Origin of the sequence: Streptomyces sp. NPDC059355 (assembly GCF_042752335.1) — a bacterium.
In the GTDB taxonomy this organism is placed as follows: Bacteria; Actinomycetota; Actinomycetes; order Streptomycetales; family Streptomycetaceae; genus Streptomyces.
Genome location: NZ_JBHYXN010000006.1, coordinates 217907 through 241285, shown reverse-complemented (window position 1 = coordinate 241285; position 23379 = coordinate 217907). Strand labels below are relative to the sequence as shown.

21 protein-coding genes and 1 pseudogene are annotated in these 23379 nt (G+C 72.3%); 16 read left to right on the top strand and 6 right to left on the bottom strand.

Annotated features, from left to right (window positions below):
• On the top strand, positions 1 to 135 hold a 135-nt coding region (locus tag ACFXGI_RS08835), incomplete at its 5' end, for a hypothetical protein (RefSeq protein WP_384704755.1).
• Between the two features lie 168 nt (positions 136 to 303).
• Positions 304 to 849, top strand: coding sequence for a YbjN domain-containing protein (locus tag ACFXGI_RS08830; RefSeq protein ID WP_030870916.1), 546 nt, complete (start codon positions 304 to 306; stop codon positions 847 to 849).
• Between the two features lie 10 nt (positions 850 to 859).
• Here ACFXGI_RS08830 and ACFXGI_RS08825 read toward each other — a convergent pair whose 3' ends face one another.
• Positions 860 to 1948 carry a hypothetical protein gene (locus ACFXGI_RS08825; protein WP_384704748.1) on the bottom strand — a complete coding sequence of 363 codons (1089 nt, stop codon included), beginning with the start codon at positions 1946 to 1948 and terminating at the stop codon, positions 860 to 862.
• Between the two features lie 224 nt (positions 1949 to 2172).
• Positions 2173 to 3363 (bottom strand): pyridoxal phosphate-dependent aminotransferase, encoded by a 1191-nt coding sequence (locus ACFXGI_RS08820; protein ID WP_384704747.1) that lies wholly within the window; start codon positions 3361 to 3363, stop codon positions 2173 to 2175.
• A gap of 616 nt (positions 3364 to 3979) precedes the next feature.
• On the opposite strand from ACFXGI_RS08820, the gene ACFXGI_RS08815 reads away from it, so the two are divergent.
• The 11 genes from ACFXGI_RS08815 (at position 3980) to ACFXGI_RS08765 (ending at position 15686) form a co-directional block, all read left to right on the top strand.
• Complete coding sequence (locus ACFXGI_RS08815; RefSeq protein ID WP_384704746.1) at positions 3980 to 4522, top strand: DUF2617 family protein; 543 nt, start codon at positions 3980 to 3982, stop codon at positions 4520 to 4522.
• A gap of 139 nt (positions 4523 to 4661) precedes the next feature.
• The gene (locus tag ACFXGI_RS08810) at positions 4662 to 6302 is read left to right on the top strand and encodes a polyamine aminopropyltransferase (RefSeq protein ID WP_384704745.1); all 1641 of its coding nucleotides are present in this window, start codon (positions 4662 to 4664) and stop codon (positions 6300 to 6302) included.
• Between the two features lie 81 nt (positions 6303 to 6383).
• Positions 6384 to 7274 carry an SRPBCC family protein gene (locus ACFXGI_RS08805; RefSeq protein ID WP_384704744.1) on the top strand — a complete coding sequence of 297 codons (891 nt, stop codon included), beginning with the start codon at positions 6384 to 6386 and terminating at the stop codon, positions 7272 to 7274.
• 63 nt (positions 7275 to 7337) lie between these two features.
• Positions 7338 to 8123 (top strand): aldose 1-epimerase, encoded by a 786-nt coding sequence (locus ACFXGI_RS08800; RefSeq protein ID WP_384704743.1) that lies wholly within the window; start codon positions 7338 to 7340, stop codon positions 8121 to 8123.
• A gap of 21 nt (positions 8124 to 8144) precedes the next feature.
• Positions 8145 to 8684 (top strand): orotate phosphoribosyltransferase, encoded by a 540-nt coding sequence (gene pyrE / locus ACFXGI_RS08795; RefSeq protein WP_229337664.1) that lies wholly within the window; start codon positions 8145 to 8147, stop codon positions 8682 to 8684.
• A 301-nt stretch (positions 8685 to 8985) separates the two neighbouring features.
• Positions 8986 to 10008, top strand: a complete 1023-nt coding sequence (gene fbaA, locus ACFXGI_RS08790) for a class II fructose-bisphosphate aldolase (protein ID WP_384704742.1) — start codon at positions 8986 to 8988, stop codon at positions 10006 to 10008.
• Positions 10009 to 10136: 128 nt separating this feature from the next.
• Positions 10137 to 10550, top strand: a complete 414-nt coding sequence (locus tag ACFXGI_RS08785) for a DUF3151 domain-containing protein (protein ID WP_384704741.1) — start codon at positions 10137 to 10139, stop codon at positions 10548 to 10550.
• Positions 10551 to 10747: 197 nt separating this feature from the next.
• Positions 10748 to 11593, top strand: coding sequence for a tryptophan 2,3-dioxygenase family protein (locus ACFXGI_RS08780; protein ID WP_384704740.1), 846 nt, complete (start codon positions 10748 to 10750; stop codon positions 11591 to 11593).
• Positions 11586 to 12809, top strand: coding sequence for a kynureninase (kynU, locus tag ACFXGI_RS08775; RefSeq protein WP_384704739.1), 1224 nt, complete (start codon positions 11586 to 11588; stop codon positions 12807 to 12809). Before ACFXGI_RS08780 ends, kynU begins: the two co-directional genes overlap by 8 nt.
• A 166-nt stretch (positions 12810 to 12975) precedes the next feature.
• On the top strand, positions 12976 to 13860 hold the full coding sequence (locus ACFXGI_RS08770) for an alpha/beta hydrolase family protein (RefSeq protein ID WP_384704738.1): 885 nt from the start codon (positions 12976 to 12978) through the stop codon (positions 13858 to 13860).
• Between the two features lie 119 nt (positions 13861 to 13979).
• A complete protein-coding gene (locus ACFXGI_RS08765) occupies positions 13980 to 15686 on the top strand; it encodes a PKD domain-containing protein (RefSeq protein WP_384704737.1) in 1707 nt (568 codons plus the stop codon).
• Between the two features lie 122 nt (positions 15687 to 15808).
• On the opposite strand, the gene ACFXGI_RS08760 is transcribed toward ACFXGI_RS08765, so the two are convergent.
• Positions 15809 to 17092: an adenylosuccinate synthase gene (locus tag ACFXGI_RS08760; protein WP_384704736.1), complete on the bottom strand. Its 1284-nt coding sequence runs from the start codon at positions 17090 to 17092 to the stop codon at positions 15809 to 15811.
• 184 nt (positions 17093 to 17276) lie between these two features.
• Between ACFXGI_RS08760 and ACFXGI_RS08755 the strand changes: the two genes are divergently transcribed.
• Entirely contained in the window at positions 17277 to 18083 is an 807-nt protein-coding gene (locus ACFXGI_RS08755; protein ID WP_384704754.1) for a diacylglycerol kinase, read from the top strand.
• 11 nt (positions 18084 to 18094) lie between these two features.
• Here the strand turns inward: ACFXGI_RS08755 and ACFXGI_RS08750 are convergent.
• Positions 18095 to 18837: pseudogene (locus ACFXGI_RS08750) on the bottom strand (alpha/beta hydrolase).
• 210 nt (positions 18838 to 19047) lie between these two features.
• Complete coding sequence (locus ACFXGI_RS08745) at positions 19048 to 19551, bottom strand: GbsR/MarR family transcriptional regulator (RefSeq protein ID WP_384704735.1); 504 nt, start codon at positions 19549 to 19551, stop codon at positions 19048 to 19050.
• Positions 19552 to 19626: 75 nt separating this feature from the next.
• Here ACFXGI_RS08745 and ACFXGI_RS08740 point away from each other — a divergent pair, with 75 nt between their 5' ends.
• Entirely contained in the window at positions 19627 to 20556 is a 930-nt protein-coding gene (locus ACFXGI_RS08740) for an ATP-binding cassette domain-containing protein (RefSeq protein WP_384704734.1), read from the top strand.
• The gene (locus ACFXGI_RS08735; RefSeq protein WP_384704733.1) at positions 20553 to 22136 is read left to right on the top strand and encodes an ABC transporter permease; all 1584 of its coding nucleotides are present in this window, start codon (positions 20553 to 20555) and stop codon (positions 22134 to 22136) included. The genes ACFXGI_RS08740 and ACFXGI_RS08735 overlap by 4 nt, the downstream gene beginning before the upstream one ends.
• 25 nt (positions 22137 to 22161) lie before the next feature.
• On the opposite strand, the gene ACFXGI_RS08730 is transcribed toward ACFXGI_RS08735, so the two are convergent.
• Entirely contained in the window at positions 22162 to 23358 is a 1197-nt protein-coding gene (locus ACFXGI_RS08730) for a cytochrome P450 (RefSeq protein ID WP_384704732.1), read from the bottom strand.
• Positions 23359 to 23379 lie beyond the last annotated feature (21 nt).

Sequence of the window (23379 nt, the reverse complement as noted above, 5' to 3'; positions counted from 1 at the left end):
CCCCTGCGCCGTCTGATCCAGACGGCCATCGGCGACCGCCTCGCCAAGGAGATCCTCGCGGGCGAGGTCCGCGACGGCGACACCGTCCGCGTCGACGTGGCGGGCGAGGACCTGATCGTCGGCAAGGCCCTGTAGCCGGGGCCGGTACGTGAAGGGCGGCGCTCCGCGTCACGGCGTACCGGCACAGGTTCCCCTTATCGACGGCTTACTCCTGTCCGCCCTGCGCGGATCGCACGTGCGGGGGTGGACAGGGGGTGGGAGCCATGGGGGAGGATGACAACATCCGCACGAAGGGAAAACACGGTGAGCATCGACCCGGCCTCGATTCCGAACTTCGGAGGGCAGCAGCCCGATCCGCAGGCCACAGGACCGGCGGGCCCCGTCGTCCCCGACCAGGATCTGGTCAAGCAGCTGCTGGAGCAGATGGAGCTCAAGTACGTCGTCGACGACGAGGGTGACCTCGCGGCGCCGTGGGAGGAGTTCCGGACGTACTTCATGTTCCGCGGCGAGGAGGAGCAGCAGGTCTTCTCGGTGCGGACCTTCTACGATCGCCCGCACGCGATCGAGGACAAGCCCGCGCTCCTCGAGTCGATCGACGACTGGAACCGCCGCACCCTGTGGCCGAAGGTCTACAGCCACACGCACGACGACGGCTCCGTCCGCCTGATCGGCGAGGCGCAGATGCTGATCGGCACCGGCGTCAGCCTGGAGCACTTCGTCTCGTCCACGGTCAGCTGGGTCCGCGCCTCCATCGAGTTCGACAAGTGGCTCGTGGAGCAGCTCGGCCTGGAGAAGGAGATCGACTCCACCGACGGCGAAGGCGACGACAAGGACGGCGACGACAACTAGTCGCCCCCGGTCACAGCGGTACGCGGGCGACCAGCAACAGGTACAGCCCGTAGCCGTACGAGAGCCCGGCCAGCCCCGCGGTCACAGCGACCGCGGAGCGCGGCCGGGCTCGCGCCATTGCGGCCGCGACCGGCAGGAGCAGCGGGAACGCGGGCAGCAGGAAGCGCGGCTTCGATTCGAAGTAGCCGGCCCCGCCGTAGGCGATCACCAGCAGGACGGCGGTGTAGACGAGCAGCGCCGGCGGCATCCGGTCCAGCAGCAGGAGCACGGCCAGGAACCCGGCGGCGGCCAGGACCACCACGGTCACGACGGTGGCGAGCGGCACGTGCCCGCCGGTCAGCACCCGCCAGATGCTGTCCGTCGTGTACGAGCCGAAGTCGAAGCGGGAGCCCCAGCGCCGCTGCACGGTGAAGTAGCCGGCCGGGTCCCCCGTGCGTATCCCGACGGCGAGGACGTACGCGGCCCAGCCCGCCGGGGCCAGCAGCGCGGCCGCCCACACCTCGGGTGCGCGGGACCTCCCCACGAGCAGCGCGTGCAGCGCGACGGCGGTCACGGCGGCGGCGACGGCGATCCCGGTCGGGCGGGTCAGGCCGGCGAGTATCGCCAGGCCCGCGGCCCACAGCCAGCGCCGGCGCAGTACGGAGTACAGGGCCCAGGCGCCCAGCGCGGCCAGCAGCGGCTCGGTGTAGGCCAGGGTCAGCACCACGGAGTGCGGGGTCGCCGCCCACAGGGCCACCAGCAGCACCCCGACGCGCCGCCCGAGCACCAGCTCCCCGACCCGGTACACCCCGGCGGCGGCCACCAAGGCGGCGGTCCACGCCACCAGCAGCCCGGCCCAGGGGGTGGCGCCGGCCATCCGGACCAGCAGCGGGTACAGCGGGAAGAACGCGTAGTCGCTCTGCACCAGCCCGGAGCCGGCCCACATCTGGGTGCGGCCGTAGCCGTGCACGGCGATGCCGAGGTACCAGACGGAGTCCCAGGAGTGCCCGAGCACCCGGACGGGGCTCCGCCCGGCCCACCACGCCCCGACGGCGAGCACCACCGCCCCGCCGATCCGGACGGCGGCGAAGACCCCGAGAGCGACGAGGGCCGCGGGCACCCTGCCGGTCCGCAGAACCCGCGGCCGCAGGGAAACCGACACATTGCCCGTCGCCGCCATGAACCCCGTCTTTCCCGCGCTGCGTGGACACCCGTCCGGACGAGGAGGGCCTCGGGCACCCTAAAGCTCACCGCGTTCCGAAGGGTGTGAATCCGCTGGGAACCTCCGGTGAACTCGCAGCCGTGCGGGGTGCGGGGTGCCCGCCCGCGGCCGGGCGCGCGGCCTCAGAGCCTCCGCAGCCGGGCGGCGGCCTCCTCCAGGACCTCGGCCTTCTTGCAGAAGGCCCAGCGGACCTGGGTGGCGCCCGCGGCGCGGTCGTCGTAGAAGACCTGGTTGGGGATGGCGACGACCCCGCAGCGCTCGGGCAGGGCGCGGCAGAAGGCGAGGCCGTCCTTCTCCCCGAGCGGGGTGATGTCCGTGGTGATGAAGTACGTGCCCTGCGGGCGGTAGACCTCGAAGCCGGCGGCCGCGAGCCCGTCGGCGAGGATGTCGCGCTTGGCGGCGAGGTCGGCGCGCAGGCCCTCGTAGTAGCCGTCCGGCAGCTGCAGGGCCTCCGCGATGGCGTACTGGAAGGGGCCGGAGGAGACGTAGGTCAGGAACTGCTTCGCCGAGCGGACCGCCGAGACGAGCTCGGGCGGGGCGGTGATCCAGCCGACCTTCCAGCCCGTGAACGAGAAGGTCTTCCCACTGCTGGAAATGGTGACCGTGCGCTCGCGCATGCCGGGCAGCGAGGCCAGCGGGAGGTGGGCGCCCTCGAAGACCAGGTGCTCGTAGACCTCGTCCGTGACGACGAGCAGGTCCCGCTCCACCGCCATCTCCGCGATCGCCGCGAGCTCGGCCGGGGACAGGACCGTGCCCGTCGGATTGTGCGGGGTGTTCAGCAGGAGCAGGCGGGTGCGCGGGGTGACGGCGGCGCGCAGTTCGTCGAGGTCGAGGGTGAACGCGCCGGCGTGCGGGCGCAGGGTGACCGGGACGCGGGTGGCGCCGGCCATCGCGATGCAGGCGGCGTACGAGTCGTAGTACGGCTCCAGGGCGATGACCTCGTCGCCCGGTTCGAGCAGGGCGAGCAGGGAGGCCGCGATGGCCTCCGTCGCGCCCGCCGTGACCAGGACCTCCGTGTCCGGGTCGTACGACAGGCCGTAGAACCGCTGCTGGTGCCGCGCGACTGCGGTGCGCAGCTCCGGGATGCCGGGGCCGGGCGGGTACTGGTTGCCCAGGCCCGTCAGGACGGCGCGGGAGGCGGCCTCGGCGATCTCGGCGGGGCCGTCCGTGTCGGGGAAGCCCTGACCGAGGTTGATCGACCCGGTGCGGGCGGCCAGGGCCGACATCTCCGCGAAGATCGTGGTGCCGAAGGAGGCCAGGCGGCGGTTGAGGAGGGGGCGGCTGCCGCCCACGGGTGCGCTCATGGGCGCCATCCTGGGGGGAACCTCTGGACTTGCTCAAGTGTGCTTTGGCCCGGGTGGCCTGCGGGCATCTCCCCTTCACACCCGGGGAACCGGGCGATGAACGGGGGGTTGAGCTCATGTCTGTTGTCGGTTGGGTTTTCGCCGGGCTGGTCGTCGTGTGCTTCGTGGCTCTGGTCAGGAAGGTGGTCCGCGCGTGGACCGGTGCCGATTCAGGCTCGGGTTCGGGCTCGGGTTCGGGCTCGTCGTGGTGGGCGGGCGGGGGCGGCTCCTCCGGCGGGTGCGGGAGCAGCGGATCCTCCTGCGGCTCCTCCTCGTCCTGCGGCGGGTCCTCGTCCTCCTGCGGCGGCGGAGGCTGCGGTTCCAGCTGACCCGGGGCGGCTGGCGTCAGGCGCGTGTGACGCATGGGGTTGAACACGTGAACTGTGTAGCCCCCGGGGGGATGTAAACCCAACCAAGTTGGGTAAAAACGCTGTGAGTGCCGTGCCTTTCATGATTCCCTCGGTTGAGTAGACCAGTCCTCGGACCTCCCTGGACTTCCTGTGGACCCGTGCCGGTGTCCCCCCACCCGTTGACTACCGCTGGCGGGCCCCGGCCCATCTCCCTCGCGCGTTTGCGGAGCCGACTCATGCTCACGACCCTCCAGACCACTTACACCGACACGCGTGCCGCCGATCTCGCCTGGGCCCTGGGTCGGGACCGGCTGCCCGCCCTGGCCGTACTGAATCTCGAACTGGCGGGTGCGAAGCTGGAGTTGCGTCTCCTCGGCGCCTCGCACCAGGTGCTCCTGGAGGAGGGTGGGGTGCTCTGTTCGGAGACGGTCGCCTGTATGCCCGGCAGCTGTACGCCGCTCCCGCTCGGCGTGGCCAAGCGGATGGGCGACTGGGACTACGAGTTCGCCGCGCGGGTGGAGACCCTGTCGCAGGGCTCCTTCGCGGGGCGGGCGCAGGAGCTGCTCGCACTGGTCGCGGATCACCCGAACGGATTGGCCGGAACCTTTCCCGGCAGCCCGTACGCCTTCACCGCCATGCTCGCACAGCGCCACGAGGGCCAGGTGCGGTGGCGGACCTGGCACGCGTATCCGCAGGAAGGCCAGTTGGTGGCCACTCGTACGAGGGTCGGCGTGCGCATCGGCGCACCGGCCGGAGCCCTGGAGTCCGCCGCACGGTAGTGCGGGGCCGGGCCGCGCCTTCCGGGGCGTGGGCGCCGCGAGCGTACCCGCGCGGTTACGCCAACCGGCTGGAACGGTGCGCCACTTGCACCCATGTGGGTGACGGGATGTGAGTGGGTGGTGACGTACGGTTCGCTGCATGATCGACCGTTCCGTCCCGCGCCGGGTGCTCCCGGCTCCGGAGCCGCGGGGCGTGGCGACCCTCCCGGCCGCCCTGCCCGTACGGCCCCGGACCGGCCGACTCCTCGTCCTGGCCACCGTGTTCGTCTGCGCCGCCTGCGGTCTCGTGTACGAGCTGGAGCTGCTCGCCCTCGGCTCCTACCTCATCGGTGACTCCGTCACGCAGGCGTCCGTCGTGCTGTCCGTCATGGTCTTCGCGATGGGCGTCGGCTCCCTGCTGGCCAAACGGCTGCGCAGACGGCCCGCCTTCGGATTCGCCGCCATCGAGGCGGGCCTCGCGCTGCTCGGCGGGCTCTCCGCGATGGCCCTGTACGCGAGCTTCGCCTGGCTCGGCGAGTCGCGGCCCGCGCTCGTGGCCTTCTCCTTCGCGATCGGCGTGCTCATCGGGGCCGAGATCCCGCTGCTGATGGTCCTCATCCAGCGCATCCGCAGACAGGACGCGGGCGGCGCCGTCGCCGACCTGTTCGCCGCCGACTACGTGGGCGCCCTCGTCGGCGGGCTGGCCTTTCCCTTCCTGCTGCTGCCGCTGCTCGGCCAGCTGACCGGCGCGATGCTGACCGGCACCGTCAACGCGGTCGTCGGCGCGGGCCTCGTGCTGTGGCTGTTCCGCCGCGACCTGAGCCGCCGCTCCCGCTGGCTGCTGATCGCCACGCACCTCACCGTGCTGGCCGTTCTCGCCTGCGCGACCGTCCTCGCCGACGACTTCGAGCGGGTCGCCCGCCGCGCCGTCTACGGCGGCGAGGTCCGCGTCGCCCGGCAGACCGGCGTCCAGGAGCTCGTCCTGACCGGCCCCGCCACCGGCTCCCCGCGCTCCCTGGACCTGTTCCTCGACGGTCGGCTGCGGGTCAGCGGCTACGACGAGTACCGCTATCACGAGGCCCTCGTGCACCCCGCGATGACCGGCCCGCACGCCCGGGTCCTGGTCCTCGGCGGCGGCGACGGGCTCGCCGCCCGCGAAGTACTGCGCTACCGCGACGTCACCTCCGTCACCGTCGTCGAGCTCGACCCCGGCGTGGTCCGGCTCGCCCGCACCGACCCGATGCTGTCCGCGCTCAACGGCCGGGCGTACGAGGACCCGCGCCTCGGGGTCGTCACGCAGGACGCCTTCCTCTGGCTGCGCGGGCCCGCCGCCCACGACCGGTTCGACGTCATCGTCTCCGACCTCCCCGACCCGGGCATCACCCCCAGCACGAAGCTGTACTCGCAGGAGTTCTACGGGCTCGCCGCGCGGGCCCTGCGCCCCGGCGGGCGGCTCGCCGTCCACGCGGGGCCGCTGACCGGCCGCCCGCGCACGTACTGGACGGTCGAGGCCACGCTGCGCGCGGCCGGCCTGCGCACCGCGCCCTACAGCGCGGGCGGCCGGCTCTCGGGCTTCGCCGCCGGCCCCGACCGCACCCCCGGCACCTCCGACGCTCCGCCGCAGGACTGGGGCCTCGTACTGGCCGGCCGGGACCGGGTCCCAGAGCTGCGGGTGGACCGGGACACGCCGTCGTTGCGCTCGCTGTCGACGCAGTCCCTGCGGGACGCCGAGCGCGATGCCGAGCGGACCCGGATGGCGGGGCTGCCGCCGTCGACGCTGCCGCACCCGAGGTACTCGTGAGTACCGGCCATTCGCACGGACCGGCCATTCGTGAGCGCCGGACCGGGTACGGGAGGGGCTCCCCTCGGTAGGCTCGACCACATGGAGCATCAGGTGTTCGTTCCGGTACCGGCAGACAACATCCGCGCCGTGCTGCGCGACCCCGCCCGGGTGGCCCGCTGCGTACCCGGGCTCCAGCAGGACGCCGACGCGGCGTCCGGGCCCGTCGCGGGCCGCCTCAAACTCCGGGTCGGCGGGAACACCGTCACCTATCGGGGCGCCCTGACCGTCACCGAGCGGGATCCGGACCGCTTCACCGTGGCGGGCGAGGGCACGGAGATCCGCGGCAGCGGCACCGTCAAGCTGGTGCTCGGGCTGCTGCTGACCCCGGCCGACGGCGGGACCCGGATGGAGTTCACCGCCGAGGGCTCCGCCGACGGACGCGCCGCCGCGTTCTCGCCGGAGGCCACCGCCACCGCCGTCCAGCGGCTCCTGGAGCGGGCCGCCGAGCAGCTCGCGGGGCTGGCGGCCGGCGAGGGGGAGCCGGTGACCGATGTCATCGCCGAGGCCGAGGAGGCCGAGGAGGCCGAGGGCGGTCCGGACAGGGAAGGCGACGGCGACGGCGTCACGGACGAGGTCACGGCGTCCGCCTTCGACACCGAGGTGCCGCCCCCGTCCCTGGAGCCATTCATGGACGGGGACTTCGAGGGCCTCCCGGAGCTCGACCGGATCCCTGAGATCGGCGACATCGGGGACGTCGACGAGTTCGCCGCCGCCGCGCGGCCCCCCGCCGAGGCCGCCCACGCCCGCCGCACCATGATCGGCCGCAGCGCCGAGGAAGTGGACCACGCGCCCCCGCGCGGCCGCTACGCCCCGGTACCGGCCGCCACGTCCTCCGGCGCCGGCGCGAACCTGCGCTGGATCGCCCCGGCCGCCGCCCTGGCGGTGGCCTCGGCGGTCGTCGTCGGCCGAGCCCTGCGCCGCCGCCGCTGACCCCTCGGCACGGCCCGGGGGCGTCCGGTGGATCAGGGCCGGACACGCCCTAGAGTCGGGCGCATGAGTACGCAACTGAGCGCGGGCGGCGCCGAGGTGACCGTCGACCAGGAGAACGGCTGCCGGATCAGCAGCCTGCGCATCGACGGCACGGAGCTGCTGCGCCAAGGGGCACACTTCGGCGCTTTCCCCATGGTGCCGTGGTGCGGACGCACCGCGAACGGTCGGTTCCGCGACGGCGGAGTCCTCCACCAGCTCCCGCTCAACCACCCCCCGCACGCCATCCACGGCTTCGGCCGCGACCACCCCTGGCGCAAGGTCCGCCACGGCGACACCGACGCGGCGTTCGTCCACGACCTCACCGACCCGTGGCCCTGGCCCGGCCGGGTCACCCAGACCGTCGAGCTGACGCCCGAGAGCCTGACGCTCTCCATGGGCGTCGAGACGTACGGCGACTCCTTCCCGGCCCAGGCCGGCTGGCACCCCTGGTTCCGCCGCAACCTCGGCACCGGCGAGGACGCGCGGCTCGACTTCGAGGCCGAGTGGCAGGAGGAGCGGGGCGCCGACCACATCCCCACCGGTAACCGTGTCGCCCCCGGCCCCGGCCCCTGGGACGACTGCTTCGGCATGCCGAGCGGCGTGGACGTCACCCTCACCTGGCCCGGCGTGCTGGAGCTCAGGGTCCGCAGCCGCGAGGAGTGGGTGGTCATCTACGACGAGGAGCCCGAGGCCGTCTGCGTGGAGCCCCAGTCCGGTCCGCCGAACGGCCTGAACAGCCTCCCGCGCCTGGTCACGCCCGTTGACCCGCTGGAGATCTCCACGACGTGGACCTGGCGCCGGCTCGGCTAGCGCGGCTTTAAGCTCGGGGTCATGACTGACGTACGCGATGCGCTTCTGCAGCAGATCAAGGACAAGGCCGTCGTGCACGGCAAGGTGATCCTCTCCTCCGGCAAGGAGGCCGACTACTACATCGACCTCCGCCGCATCACCCTGGACGGCCAGGCGGCTCCGATGGTCGGTCAGGTCATGCTCGACCTCACCGCCGACCTGGACTTCGACTGCGTCGGCGGTCTGACCCTGGGCGCAGACCCGGTCGCGACCTCGATGCTGCACGCCTCCGCCGCGCGCGGCGGACGCCTCGACGCCTTCGTCGTCCGCAAGGCGCAGAAGGCCCACGGCATGCAGCGCCGAATCGAGGGCACCGACGTGAAGGGCAAGCGCTGCCTGGTCGTCGAGGACACCTCCACCACCGGCGGGTCCCCGCTGACCGCCGTCGAGGCGGTCCGCGAGGCCGGCGGCGAGGTCGTCGCCGTCGCCACGATCGTGGACCGCGGCGCCGCGGACGCCATCGCCGAGGCGGGTCTGCCGTACCTCACCGGCTACCGGCTCGCCGATCTCGACCTGGGCTGAGCGCGCACCGGGCTGAGCGCGCACCGGGCCGATCGTGCCCGTGCCGATCCCGCCCGATCGCATTCGATCTTGTCCGGTCTCGCATGCTGACCGCCGGAGAACTGGTGCCTGAGGTCCCCGGGGCCCCGGGCACAGGTCCTGACCTGCTCTTTCCCGGCCGGGCGGAGTGTTTCACGTGAAACGCTCCACCCGGCACGGGTGGAGTGTCGTGCGGAGTCTGGAAAGATGAGCCCGACGGTTACGTCGCCCCCAGGTCAGGGCCAGCAATCGCACACTCCCCGCACATCCAAGGAGCGGACAGATGCCCATCGCAACCCCCGAGGTCTACAACGAGATGCTCGACCGGGCGAAGGCAGGCAAGTTTGCCTACCCGGCGATCAACGTGACCTCGACCCAGACCCTGCACGCTGCACTGCGCGGCTTCGCGGAGGCCGAGAGCGACGGCATCATCCAGATCTCCACCGGTGGTGCGGAGTTCCTGGGTGGCCAGTACAAGAAGGACATGGTCACGGGTGCGGTCGCCCTGGCCGAGTTCGCGCACATCGTCGCCGCGAAGTACGACGTCACCGTCGCCCTTCACACGGACCACTGCCCCAAGGACAAGCTGGACGGCTACGTCCGCCCCCTCCTCGAGGTGTCGGCCGAGCGCGTGGCCCGTGGCCTGAACCCGCTCTTCCAGTCGCACATGTGGGACGGCTCCGCCGAGACCCTGGCCGACAACCTGGCCATCGGCCAGGAGCTGCTCGCCAAGGCCGCCGCCGCGAAGATCATCCTCGAGGTCGAGATCACCCCGACCGGCGGCGAGGAGGACGGCGTCACCCACGAGATCAACGACGAGCTGTACACCACCGTCGACGACGCGATCCGCACCGCCGAGGCCCTGGGCCTGGGCGAGAAGGGCCGCTACCTGCTCGCCGCCTCCTTCGGCAACGTGCACGGCGTCTACAAGCCGGGCAACGTCGTCCTGCGTCCCGAGCTGCTGAAGGACCTTCAGCAGGGTGTCGGCGAGAAGTACGGCAAGACCAGCCCGTTCGACTTCGTCTTCCATGGCGGCTCCGGCTCCTCCGAGCAGGAGATCGCCATCGCGCTGGAGAACGGCGTCGTGAAGATGAACCTCGACACCGACACCCAGTACGCCTTCACCCGGCCCGTCGCGGACCACATGTTCCGCAACTACGACGGTGTCCTGAAGGTCGACGGCGAGGTCGGCAAGAAGTCCACCTACGACCCGCGCACCTGGGGCAAGCTCGCCGAGGCGGGCATGGCCAAGCGCGTCACCGAGGCCTGCGCGAACCTGCGCTCGACGGGCACGAAGCTGAAGTAGTACCCGCCACCCCGTACGACCGAAGGGCCCGGGCCACCGTCTCGCGACGGCGGACCGGGCCCTTCGGCGTGATCGTCCGGGCCGGGGCGGCTGAGCCCTCCAGGCGCCGGATACCCCAGACTTGGGGCATGTCCATTCACCAGAACCTGCTCGGGGGCCCCGCCCCCACCCACCTCCCCGACGAGCCGGGCCGCGAGGCCATCGCCGCGGGCACGCCCGCCGTCGGGGTGGCCGCCGCGCACCCGACCTCCTCCCTCGCCTGGGCGGTCCTCGCCGACGAGGCGTTCGCCGCCGGTCGCACCGTCGAGTCGTACGCGTACGCCCGTACGGGCTACCACCGCGGCCTCGACGCCCTGCGCCGGGCCGGCTGGAAGGGCCACGGCCCGGTGCCGTGGGAGCACGAGCCGAACCGCGGCTTCCTGCGCGCCCTCCACGCCCTGTCCCGTGCGGCCGGGGCGATCGGCGAGAAGGAGGAGTACGAGCGCTGCTCGACCTTCCTGCGCGACTCCTCCGAGACGGCCGCGGACGTGCTCGGCGCCTGAACCGCATCCGGCGTGCCGGGACCCCGAGCGTGGGGTCCCGGCATGCCGTAGTGTCCGAAAAACACCTGTGACCCCGGTCACACCCCAATGGAGGGAGCCCCGCAACCGGTCCTATGATGCGAGCAGGGGACCGGGGCTCCACTCACCCATCGGAAGGGGCGGACCGCTACCCGGAAGCACGTGTCGAGGAGACAGCGATGTCGAACACCCTTGATGCCTCCGGAGCCGGTTCGGACACCCCGAACCTCGACTTCGCCGGCACGACCCCGTACGAGGACTACGTCCAGGCGGACGTCCTCACCCACCTCCAGCACCTCCGCTCGGACGACCCGGGCGAGATGGTCTTCCTGGTGACGACCCAGGTCATGGAGCTGTGGTTCACGGTCATCGTCCACGAATGGGAGACGGCCGCGAAGGCCCTCCGCGAGGACGACATCCCGGTCGCGATGGATGCGCTGAAACGATCCCTCCGCGAACTGGAAGCCCTCAACGCCTCCTGGCGCCCGCTCGCCCAGCTCACCCCGGGCCAGTTCAACGCCTACCGCGCCGCCCTCGGCGAGGGCTCGGGCTTCCAGTCGGCGATGTACCGCCGCATGGAGTTCCTGCTCGGCGACAAGTCCGCGTCGATGCTCGTCCCGCACCGCGGCGCCCCGCGCGTCCACGCGGAGCTGGAGAAGGCCCTCCAGGAGCCCAGCCTGTACGACGAGGTACTGCGCCTGCTGGCCCGCCGCGGCCTGTCGGTCCCGCAGGCGGTCCTGGACCGCGACCTCTCCCGGCGGTACGAGCCCTCGCCCGAGGTCGAGGCCGTCTGGACCTCCCTGTACGCGGACCCCGACGCGCAGCACGACCTGCACCGTCTCGGCGAGGTCCTCACGGACGTCGCGGAGCTCGTCTGGCGCTGGCGCAACGACCACCTGGTCGCCACCCGCCGCGCGATGGGCGCCAAGACCGGCACGGGCGGCTCGGCCGGCGTGACCTGGCTCGAAAAGCGCGCCACGAAGAACGTGTTCCCGGAACTCTGGACGGCACGCAGCCATGTCTGACGCGAACTCCTCGTACGGCGCGAGGTCCTTCCCGGACCTCGCCGCCCGCGCCGCCGCCCTCGACACCGCCGACGAGCTCGGCAAGCTCCGCGACCGCTTCAGCCTCCCCGACGGAGTCGTCTACCTGGACGGCAACTCCCTGGGAGCGCTGACGACCGGCGTCGCGGCCCGCATCGCCCAGGTCATCACGCACGAGTGGGGCACGGAGCTCATCCAGTCCTGGTCCACGGGCACCTGGTGGACCGCCCCCGAGCGGATCGGCGACAAACTGTCCCCGCTCATCGGCGCCGCCCCCGGCCAGACGGTCGTCGGTGACTCCACCAGCATCAACCTGTTCAAGGCCCTGGTCGGAGCCGCCCGCCTGGCCCGCCCCGGCCGCACGCGGATGCTGGTCGACGCCTCCACCTTCCCCACCGACGGCTACATCGCCGAGTCGGCCGCCCGGATGACCGGCCTCACCGTCATACCGGTCGACCCCTCGCACGCGGCCGAGGCGATGGGGGAGGACACCGCCGTCGTCCTCCTCAACCACGTCGACTACCGCACCGGCCGCCTCCACGACCTCCCGGCCCTCACCGCGGCGGCCCGCGCTGCCGGGGCCGTCACCGTCTGGGACCTGTGCCATTCGGCCGGCGCGCTCCCCGTCGGCCTGGACGAGCACGGCGTCGACCTCGCGGTCGGCTGTACGTACAAGTACCTGAACGGAGGCCCCGGCTCCCCGGCGTACCTCTACATCGCCGAACGCCATCAGCAGGCCTTCGACTCCCCGCTCCCGGGCTGGAACGGCCACGCGGAGCCGTTCGCGATGACCCCCGACTACACCCCGGCGGCCGGCGCGGTCCGCGGCCGGGTCGGCACCCCGGACATCCTGTCCATGCTGGCCCTGGAAGCGGCGCTCGACGCCTGGGACGGGGTCTCGGTGGAAGCCGTACGGGCCAAGTCCCTCGCCCTGACCGACTTCTTCCTGGAGTGCGTGGCCGCGTACGTCCCGGCCGGCAAGGTCGAATCGGTCACCCCGGCCGAGTACGACCGGCGCGGCAGCCAGGTCTCGCTGCGCACCGAGAACGCCCGCGCGGTCATGGACGACCTGATCTCCCGCGGCGTGATCGGGGACTTCCGCGCCCCGGACGTCCTGCGCTTCGGTTTCACCCCGCTCTACGTCGGTTTCGCCGACGCGGAGCGCGCGGCCCGGACACTGGGTCACATTTTCGGGTGATGTAGGGGCGAAACGTCACGGCAACAGGGCGGGCGGGGCTTCGGCTCCGTCCGCCCCCGCATATCCCGGCCAAGGTCCCCGCCCGCCACCGACGGTCCTGTTCCGGCCTGATACGGTCCCGCTCTGCCGGAACACCAGTCCCACGCGTTACCGAGAGGTTGAGCCGATGACGGACCCCGCAGCCGAACGGGACGCTGCCGAGGCCGCCTCGGCCTTCGCCCACCCGCCGGTCGCCCCCGACACGACCGGGTCGTACGGGGACCACCCCGACCAGGTGATCGACTTCTACGCCCCGCGCGGCGAGGGCGTCGCGGGCGCGGTCCCGCTGGTCGTGCTCCTGCACGGCGGCGCCTGGCGCGCCCCGTACGACCGGCACCACATCACCCCGCTCGCGGACTTCCTGGCCCGCCGGGGTTTCGCCGTCGCCAACGTCGAGTACCGGCGCGGAAGTTCCCTCCCGCACCAGAACGCCGAGGGGCACGTGGCCGGCCGCTGGCCCGAGACCTTCGACGACGTGGCCGCCGCGATGGACGCCCTCCCGAAGCTGGCCTCGGTCCACCTCCCGCAGGCCGACCCGCGCCGTACGGTCATCACCGGGCATTCCGCGGGCGGCCACCTCGCGCTGTGGGCGTCGGCCCGGCACGTCCTGCCGCCCGCGTCCCCGGACGCCTGGAGGCTGCCCTCCCCGCCGTCGCTGCGCGGAGTGGTGGCGCTGGCCCCGATCGCGGACTTCGTGGCCGCGGAGGAGCTGGGTGTGTGCGGGGGCGCGTCCGCGCAGTTGCTGGGCGGCGCCGACCGGTGGGCGGAGCGCCTGCCGTTCGCGGACCCGGCGGTCCTGCTGCCGACCGGGATCGCGACGGCCGTCGTCCACGGCCGGGAGGACATCGTGGTCCCGTCGTCGGTGGCGGAGTCGTACGTGGCCGCGGCGGCGAAGGCCGGCGAGACCGTGGGGCTGACGCTGCTGGACGGGATCGGTCACTTCCCGCTCATCGACCCCGCGGCCGACGCCTGCGCGGTGGTGGCCGAGGAGATCTCGCAGCTCGCCTGGTAGAGCCCACCGCCCGTGGGTGTGACGGGGAGGAACCCCGTGGCCCGAGCTCCCGACCGGTCTGTACGCTGAACTGGATTTCGAACCCGTTCAGGGTTTTGCACCAGACCAAGGGGGGAACGGTGCTCCGTCGCCGTCTCATGTTTTCCGCCGCCCTCGTGGCGGCGTTCGCAGGTCTCGCCTCCGTTCCGGCCGCCGCGGCCGGTCCCGCCGTTCCGCCCGGCCACGGGGTGGCCGCGGCGACCGGGGTGAACCCGGGCAAGGGAGGGTCGCTGCCGGGGGGCAGGACCTTCTCCAGCCCGGCGGACCGTACGGTGGTCACGCCGGGGTCCCGGTCCGGGGGGACCGCCCGGGCACAGGGCACGCAGGGCACGCAGGGCACGCAGGCGAACCCGTACCCCGCGATCTCCCTGGAAGGCAGTACGCCTACCGCGCACTCGATCGACCTGACGACGCGCATCAGCAGCGAGATCGCCGGTCTCGACATCACCATCGCCTGGGGTGACGGGACCACGGACAAGGTCACGGCCTCCAGCACGGGCTTCGACCGGCGCAACACCCAGCACACGTACGCCGCTGTCGGCTCGTACACCGTCACGGTCACGGTGAAGGACACCACGAACGGTGCCGAGGCCGTCAACCGGCTCGACTTCGTCACCTCGGGCAGCGAGTACACCGCGCACGCGCCCACACGCCTGCTGGACACCCGCGCCGGCCTCGGCGCCGCGCAGGCCAAGGTCGCCGGGCGGGGCTCGGTGGTCCTGCAGGTCGCGGGCGCGGCCAAGATTCCCGCCGGGGTCACCGAAGTGGTCCTGAACGTCACCGCCACCAACGCCGCGGGCGTGGGCCACGTCGTGGTCCAGCCCGACAAGGACGGCTTCGAGACCGGGTCGAACCTGAACTACGCCCCGGGGCAGACCGTTGCGAACCAGGTGATCGTGCCGGTCGGCAAGGACGGGTCCGTCCGTCTGATCAACGGAGGCTGGGACTCCGTCGACCTGCTCGCGGACGTCACCGGATACTTCACGGCGTCGGTCGCCAGCGGCTACACCACGCTGAACCCGGTCCGCGCCGTCGACACCCGTGAGGGCATCGGTACGGCGAAGGGGCAGGTGGCCGGCTACGGGACCTTCGGGGTCGACATGGCCGGGCACGGAGGCGTCCCGAAGGGGGCCACCGCGGTGGCGCTCAACCTGACGGTCGCGAACCCGCGGGCGGCCGGCCACCTCACCGCGTACCCGAGCGGGCAGGCCGCGCCGTCCACCTCCAGCGTGAACTTCGCCGCCGGTCAGACGGTCTCCAACTCGGTGATCGTGCCGGTCGGCCCCGACGGGAAGATCACCGTCCGCAACGGCAGCTGGGACCGGGCCGACGTGGTGGCCGACGTGGTCGGCTACTACAGCACCGACAGCAGGGCGGCCCTCGTCTGCCTCGGGGGCCCGTACCGGGTCCTGGACACCCGCATCGACAGCTGGGGCCGCAAGGCCGGCCCGGTGCCGGCCCGTACGATGCTGCCCGTCCAGTTCGACGCCGACACGACGAACTCCGACATCGACGGCTGGGTGCTGAACACCACGGTCACCAACACCAAGGGCGCGGGCTTCCTGTCGGTCACCGCAGACCCGAACACCTGGCCCGACTACCGGAACGGCACCGCGGTCACGCCGCAGCGGCCCGTCTCCTCGTCCGTGAACTGGACGGCGGGTGCGACCGTGCCGAACCTGGTCCAGACGTCCGGGGGCAAGGGCGGCGTCATCGACTTCTGGAACCAGGGCTGGCAGGACATCGACATGGTCGTCGACCTGATCGCCTGGTACCAGACCGGCTGATCCACGAAGCGGTTCCCGTTTCACGCTTTCGCTTCACGCGCTCACAGAGGAGAGCGACTGACGCGGCGGGAAGCGGAAAGGGGCGGTGCGCCACACGGCGCACCGCCCCTTTCGCGTCGGTCCTAGAGGAACGAGTTGATCTCGATCGTCTCGGTGCGGCCGGGGCCGACGCCGATCGCGGAGATCGGGGCGCCCGACATCTCCTCGAGGGCCTTCACGTACGCCTGGGCGTTCTTCGGGAGGTCCGAGAACGTCTTGGCCTTGGTGATGTCCTCGGACCAGCCGGGCAGGTTCTCGTAGATCGGCTTCGCGTGGTGGAAGTCCGTCTGCGAGTACGGGAGCTCCTCGACGCGCTTGCCGTCGATCTCGTACGCGACGCAGACCGGGATCTGCTCCCAGCCGGTCAGCACGTCCAGCTTGGTGAGGAAGAAGTCCGTCAGGCCGTTCACGCGGGTGGCGTAACGCGCGATCGGCGCGTCGAACCAGCCGCAGCGGCGGTCGCGGCCGGTGGTCACGCCGCGCTCGCCGCCGATGCGGCGCAGGTCCTCGCCGTCCTGGTCGAACAGCTCGGTCGGGAACGGGCCGGCGCCGACGCGGGTCGTGTACGCCTTCAGGATGCCGATGACGCGGCTGATCTTCGTCGGGCCCACGCCGGTGCCGGTGCAGGCGCCGCCCGCGGTCGGGTTCGAGGAGGTGACGAAGGGGTACGTGCCGTGGTCGACGTCGAGCAGGGTGCCCTGGCCGCCCTCGAACAGCACGACCTTGTCCTCGTCGAGCGCGTTGTTGAGGATCAGGGTGGTGTCGGCGACGTACGGCTTGATCTGCTCCGCGTACTGGAGCATCTCCTCCACGATCGCCGCGGCCTCGATGGCGCGGCGGTTGTAGAGCTTGGCGAGGAGCTGGTTCTTGCCCTCCAGCGCCGCTTCGACCTTCTGGTTGAGGATCGACTCGTCGTACAGGTCCTGGACCCGGATGCCGATGCGGTTGATCTTGTCCGCGTACGTCGGACCGATGCCGCGGCCGGTCGTACCGATCTTGCGCTTGCCGAGGAAGCGCTCGCCGACCTTGTCGAGGGTGACGTTGTACGGCGTGATCAGGTGCGCGTTGCCGCTGATGAGCAGCTTGGAGGTGTCGATGCCGCGCTCGTTCAGGCCGCGCAGCTCGGAGAGCAGGACGGCCGGGTCGACGACGACACCGTTGCCGATGACCGGGGTGCATCCAGGGGAGAGGATGCCGGAAGGGAGAAGGTGCAGCGCGTACTTCTGGTCGCCTACGACGACCGTGTGGCCGGCGTTGTTGCCGCCCTGGTAGCGCACTACATAGTCAACGGAACCACCGAGCAGGTCGGTGGCCTTTCCCTTGCCCTCGTCACCCCACTGAGCTCCGAGCAGCACAAGAGCGGGCACAGGCGTACACCTCTTCCGGATGGGGCATGTCCAAGGTCAGGGGGCGTACGACGATGTACACCGCAGGCTGAGCCGTCGGACCGGTACCCCGGAATAGACGAAGGCCCTGGCGCAATAGCGCAAGGGCCTCTTGCACAAAGATGCTACCCGAGGAAGGACCGAGGTGTCGGCTCCAGAGCCCACCATGAGCCATGCGGGCGCGCCGGTAGGCGGCCTGCTCGTGCTCGTCGACCCGGTCGCCCGCCGTCTTGACGGCGAGTCCGTGCGGATCGCGAAGGATGTTCTGTCAGCGGGAGCTGCGGCGAAAATCTGCCTCCCGGATTCGCAGGAGGAGTTTGCGCGGGCTCTTGCCCGCAGGGGCCATCGGCAGCCGGTGATCGTCGGCGACGACCGGGCGCTGGTACGGGCCGTGGGGCTGCTGTACCGGGAGCGCGGGCTCGGGGACGGGGCCGTTTCGCTGATTCCGGTGGGGCAGGTGGGATCGCTGGGGCTGGCGAGGTCCCTCGGTGTTCCGCTGTCGGCGGTGGCGGCGGCGCACTCGGTGCTGGACGGGGCCGCGCGGACGCGGGACCTGCTGGTCGACGACAGCGACGGGGTGGTGCTCGGGGATCTGCGGATTCCACCCGTCCGGGCGGCGGCCAGGCCGTCGGGGCCGTCGGTGTGGAGCGCGTACCGCTCGCTGGTGCGGACGCTGGTCCCGCCGGGTGCCCGGGTGGGGCACCGGCTGCGGGTGGAGGCGGACGGGCAGCTGCTGGTGGACGTGGACCGGGCGGTGGAGGACCTGCGCGTGGTGCCGGTGTCGTCTTCCGGCGGGGTGGCGGAGGTGACGGTCCGGCTGGCCGGCGGCCCTTCGCTGCGGGTGAGGGCGGCCTCGGTGACGGTGTCGGGCTCGGACTTCCGCTACCGGGCGGACGCGCTGGTGGCGGGGCCGGTCCGGCGCCGTACGTGGACGCTCCGGCCGGGGGCGTGGTCGCTCACGCTGCCGCGCTGACCGGCCCCGCCTCATGCGCCCGACGCGGAGGCGGCCGCTTCGATCAGGTCCGCCACCGCGTGCGGCTGCGACGCCGGCGACGCGTGGCCGGCGTCCAGCTCCACGGTCTTGCGCGGATTCATCCGCGCGGCCATGCGGCGCTCGTTGTCCGGGTGGATCATCCGGTCCTGCGTGGACACCTGGTACCACGTCGGCCTCACCCGCCACGCCGGTGCGGTGACGGCATCCCAGAACGTCGATGCCAGCGGGGCTTTCCGGGTCACCGCCATGACCAGCCCCGCCTCGGTCGACAGGTCCTGCGCGAACTCTCGCGGAACTTCTCCGGCTTGATCCACAGGTAGCCGTCGGAGTCGGGGGCGGTGTTCTCCAGCGCGGCGGGCGGCTGCTCCTGGCTGATCCCGCCGGGGCTTTCGCCCGCGTCCGGCGCGAAGGCGGCGACGTACACGAGCCCCGTCACGCTCGGCAGGTCGCCGGCTTCGGTGATGACCGCTCCGCCGTACGAGTGCCCGTGGAGCAGCACCGGCCCGGGGATCTGCCGGACCGTCTTGCGGGTGCGTTCGGCGTCGTCGGCCAGGGAGGTCAGCGGGTTCTCCACGGCGTGGAGCCGGCCGAAGCCGCGGCGATGGAGTTCAGGGACGACCTTGGCCCAGTGGGCGGCGCCGCCCCAGAATCCGTGGACCAGGACGATGGCGGGCCCCGGCCACGCTGGGCGGACGGCCCATGGCCCGCCATGCCGCCCGGCGCCCGTCCGCAACCGCCACGGGCCCGCCCTGGTCCGAAGGACGCGGCCTAGGTCGTGTCGTCAAAGTCCCGTCTGGCCGGCGGGGCCTGGCACGCACGCTCGCCGCGTTGTCGTCGGTCACCGACGCTGCGCGTCGGTTCCCTCCTCCGCCTTGCGATCGCACGCACCAGGCCCCGCCGGCCCCGCCCTTTCGGGCGGCCGACGCCACTTTGACGACACTCCCTAGGAGGCGGGGAGGTCCAGGGTGGCCCGGTGGGCCCGCCAGCGGTCCATCATCGCGTGCATCTCGCCTTGCAGGAACTCGAAGAACGCCGCCGTCTCCGCCATGCGCGCGCCGGCCGGGGTGTCCGTGCCGACTCCGGCCGCGCCGTCGCGCAAGGTCTTCTCGAAGAGGCTCAGCACCTGGTCCCGCCGGGTGAACGTCTCGTACCAGAGCTCGTTGTGCAGGACGTACCGGTCCCGCCGGGAGCCCGGCTCCCGCTCCCGGCTGACCATGGTCACCTGCGACAGGTAGGCCACGGCCCCCGACACCGCCGCCGGGCTGATCTGCAGGGCCTCGCTCAGCTCCGCCGAGGTCATCGAGCCGCGGTCGCTCGCGAGCAGCTGCGCGAAGACCCGCGAGGCCATCCGCTGCATCCCGGCTTCGGTCAGCTGCGCGGCGAACCGCTCCACGAAGCGGGAGACCGCCGCTTCGTCGCTCCGTACGTCAGGTGCCTGAGTGTTCATGTCGTCCGCCACCCTTCCGACTTTATACGTTTCCCTAGCTTCACAAGTTTGTGAAAGTAGCGTACGTTCAGAATCGTGACGAAGGCAATCAGTGTCGCCGGGCTCCACAAGGCGTTCGGCCGCACCCACGCACTGGACGGTCTCGACCTCACGGTCGCCACCGGCGAGGTCCACGGCTTCCTCGGCCCCAACGGCTCCGGCAAATCCACCACCATCCGGGTTCTGCTGGGCCTGCTGCGCGCCGACTCCGGAACCGCCGAGCTGCTCGGCGGCGACCCCTGGGCCCACGCCGTGGCACTCCACCGCCGCGTCGCCTACGTCCCCGGCGACGTCACCCTGTGGCGCAACCTCTCCGGCGGCGAGGTCATCGACCTCCACGGGCGGCTCCGCGGAGGCCTGGACCGGGCCCGGCGCGCCGAGCTGATCGAGCGGTTCGAGCTGGACCCCACCAAGAAGGGGCGCACCTACTCGAAGGGAAACCGGCAGAAGGTCGCGCTCGTCGCCTTCTCCTCCGACGCCGAACTGCTCATCCTCGACGAGCCCACCTCCGGGCTGGACCCGCTGATGGAGGGGGTCTTCCAGGGCTGCGTCGCCGAGGCGCGCGCCGCCGGGCGGACCGTCCTGCTCAGCTCGCACATCCTGAGCGAGGTCGAGACCCTCTGCGACCGGGTCAGCATCATCCGCAAGGGCCGCACCGTGGAGACGGGCACGCTGGCCGATCTGCGGCACCTGACGCGTACGTCGATCAGCGCCGAGCTCGCCGGCCCGCCGAACGGCATCGCGCAGCTGCCGGGCGTGCACGACCTGGAGGTGCGGGGGCTGAAGATCCGCCTCCAGGCCGACACGGACAAGCTGGACGCCGTACTGCGCTCGCTCGCCGATTCCGGGGTGCGGTCGCTGACCTCGACCCCGCCGACGCTGGAGGAGCTCTTCCTGCGGCACTACGAGGACGACGTGCACGGCCATGGCGTCGGCGGCAACGTGAAGGCGGGCGTGTCGCGATGAGGAACCAACTGGCCGGCACGGGAACGCTGCTGCGCCTCGCGCTGCGCCGCGATCGCGTGATGATGCCGGTCTGGATCACGGTCGTGGCGCTGCTGGTGCTCAGCCTGCCCGCCTCGCTGGAGTCGGTGTACGGGACCGCCGCCGAACGGGGCCGGCTGCTCGGCACGATGAACACCAACGGCTCGCTGCGCGCCCTGTACGGGCCGGTCTTCGGCGACTCGATCGGCGCGCTGACCGCATGGCGCGGCGGGGTCTTCGCCGGGGTGCTCGCCGGGATCATGAGCCTGGTCATCGTGGTCCGGCACACCCGCGAGGAGGAGGAGACGGGCCGTCAGGAGCTGCTCTCCGCCGCGATGGTGGGCCGTCGGGCGCCGCTGACGGCCGCGCTGCTGGCGGCCCTGACGGCCAACGGGCTCGCCGCGCTGCTGGTGACGGCCGGGCTCGCCGGGCGCGGGGCGGGTGGTGCGTCGGCCCTCGGGCTCGGCATCGGCGCCACCGGGATGCTGTTCGCGGCGCTGGCCGCCATCGCGGCGCAGCTCACCGAGAGCGCGCGGCTCGCGAAGGGGCTCGCAGGAGCACTGATCGGCGCGGCGTTCGTGCTGCGCGCCGCCGGGGACGCCGGGAGCGCGGGGGGTTCGAGCGCGCTGACCTGGGTGTCGCCGCTGGGCTGGCTGGAGCACGTACGGGCCTTCGCGGCCGAACGCTGGTGGGTGTTCGCCCTGTTCGCGGCGGCCGTGGCGGTGCAGGTGGCGGCGGCGTACGCGCTGGCCGGCCGCCGCGACATCGGCATGAGCTTCCTGCCGGCCCGCCCGGGCCCGGCGGAGGGCCGGCTCGCCGGTCCGGGGGCGCTGGCCTGGCGGCTCCAGCGGGGGAGCCTGATCGGATGGAGCCTGGCGTTCCTGGCGGCCGGGGTGGTCTTCGGCGGGATGACGGACGGGGCCACGCAGCTGGTCGGCGACAACGAACGGACCCGCGAGATCATCGAGCGGATGGGCGGGCAGAGCGGGATCGCGGACGCCTTCCTCGCGACGATGGCCGGGATGCTCGGCATGATCGCCGCCCTGTTCATCGTCTCGTCGGTGCTGCGGCTGAGCGGCGAGGAGTCGGGGCAGCGCGCCGAACCGCTGCTCGCGAACGCGGTCGGGCGGCTGCGCTGGGCCGGCGGCCACCTGGCGGTGGCCTTCGGCGGCTCGGCGCTGATCCTGCTGCTGGCGGGGCTCGGGCTGGGGATCGGGCACGGCCAGGGCCTCCACGGCGTGGCCGCGGCGGTGGGTGCGACGCTCGCCCAGCTCCCGGCGGTCTGGGTGATCGGGGCCCTCGCGGCCCTCCTGCACGGAGCCGCCCCGCGGTACGCGGTGACCGCCTGGGCGGTGGCCGGTGGCGCGCTGACGCTGGGCTGGATCGGCCCCGCGCTGAACCTCCCGCAGGCCGTCCTGAACCTGTCGCCCTTCGCCCACCTGCCCAAGCTGCCGGGCGCCGAGGCCCTGGCCTGGGCCCCGCTGCTGGTGCTGACCGCGCTGGCGGCGGCCCTGCTGGCGGCCGGCCTGACGGCGCTGCGCCGCCGGGACCTGGCCGCGTAGCCTCCGCCCGGAATGCCCGTAACTCTCAGAACTCCACGAGGAGTTCGTCCAGACCGCGGATGACGTACCCGTCCCGCCACCGAGGCTCCCGTACGAGCTTCAGGGGCGGGACGCCGTCTGCCAGCAGGGCCCCGAACGAGGCGGTCAGCTCCCGCCGCGCGAGCGGAGCGCCGAGGCAGTAGTGGATCCCGGCGCCGAAGCTGAGATGCGGATTGTCGTCCCGTACGAGGTCCAGGGCGTCGGGCCGCTCGAACCGGGCGGGGTCCCGGTTCGCGGACCCGAAGAGCAGCGCGACCTCGGCTCCGCGCGGGATGAGGGTGTCGCCGATCCGGATGTCGTCGAGCACCCAGCGCTCGAAGAGCTGGAGGGGTGTGTCGTAGCGCATCAGTTCATCCACAGCTGTGGACAACTTTTCGGAATCGAGCGAGGCGAGCTGCTCGGGGTGGCGGAAGAGGGCCCACCAGCCGTTGACGGTGGTGTTCACGGTGGCCTCGTGGCCCGCGTTCAGCAGGAGGACGCAGGTGGAGATCATCTCCTGCTCGCTGAGCCGGCCCTCTTCATCGTGGGCGGCGATCAGGCCGGAGATCAAATCCTCGCCGGGCTCCTTGCGCCGCTCGGCGATCAGCTCGCGCAGGTAGGCGCTGAACTCCACGCTCGCGCGAACCGCCCGCCGCGCGGTCTCCTCGTCGGGACGGAGCTCGTACATCCCGCAGATCTCCGCCGACCAGGGCCGCAGCAGGGCCCGGTCCGCCTCCGGGACCCCGAGCAGCTCGGCGATCACGGCCACGGGCAGCGGCTCGGCGACGACGGTGAGCAGGTCCCCGCCCCCGTCGGCGAGGAGTTGGCCGACCAGCTCCCCGGCGAGCCGGTCCACGGCGGGCGCGAGCTGCTCCACGGTGCGCGGGGTGAACGCCTTGGACACCAGGCGCCGCACGCGCGCGTGGGCGGGATCCTCCAGGTCCAACAGGCTGTTGTCGTTGAGGACATGGAAGGGTTCGTGCCCCGGGGGCGGGGCCTCGCGGCCGAACTCCTCGTGCGAGAAGCGGTGCAGGTAGGTCCGGCCGAGCCGGCGGTCGCGCAGCAGCGCGCTCACATCGGCGTAGTGCGGCACCAGCCACTGCCCGGTGGCCTCCCACCACAGCGCCCGCCCCTGCTCCCGCAGCTCGCGGTAGGCGGGATACGGATCGGCGACGAACGCGGCGTCCCACGGATCAAAGCCCATCCCCTCACTGTAGAAGACCGC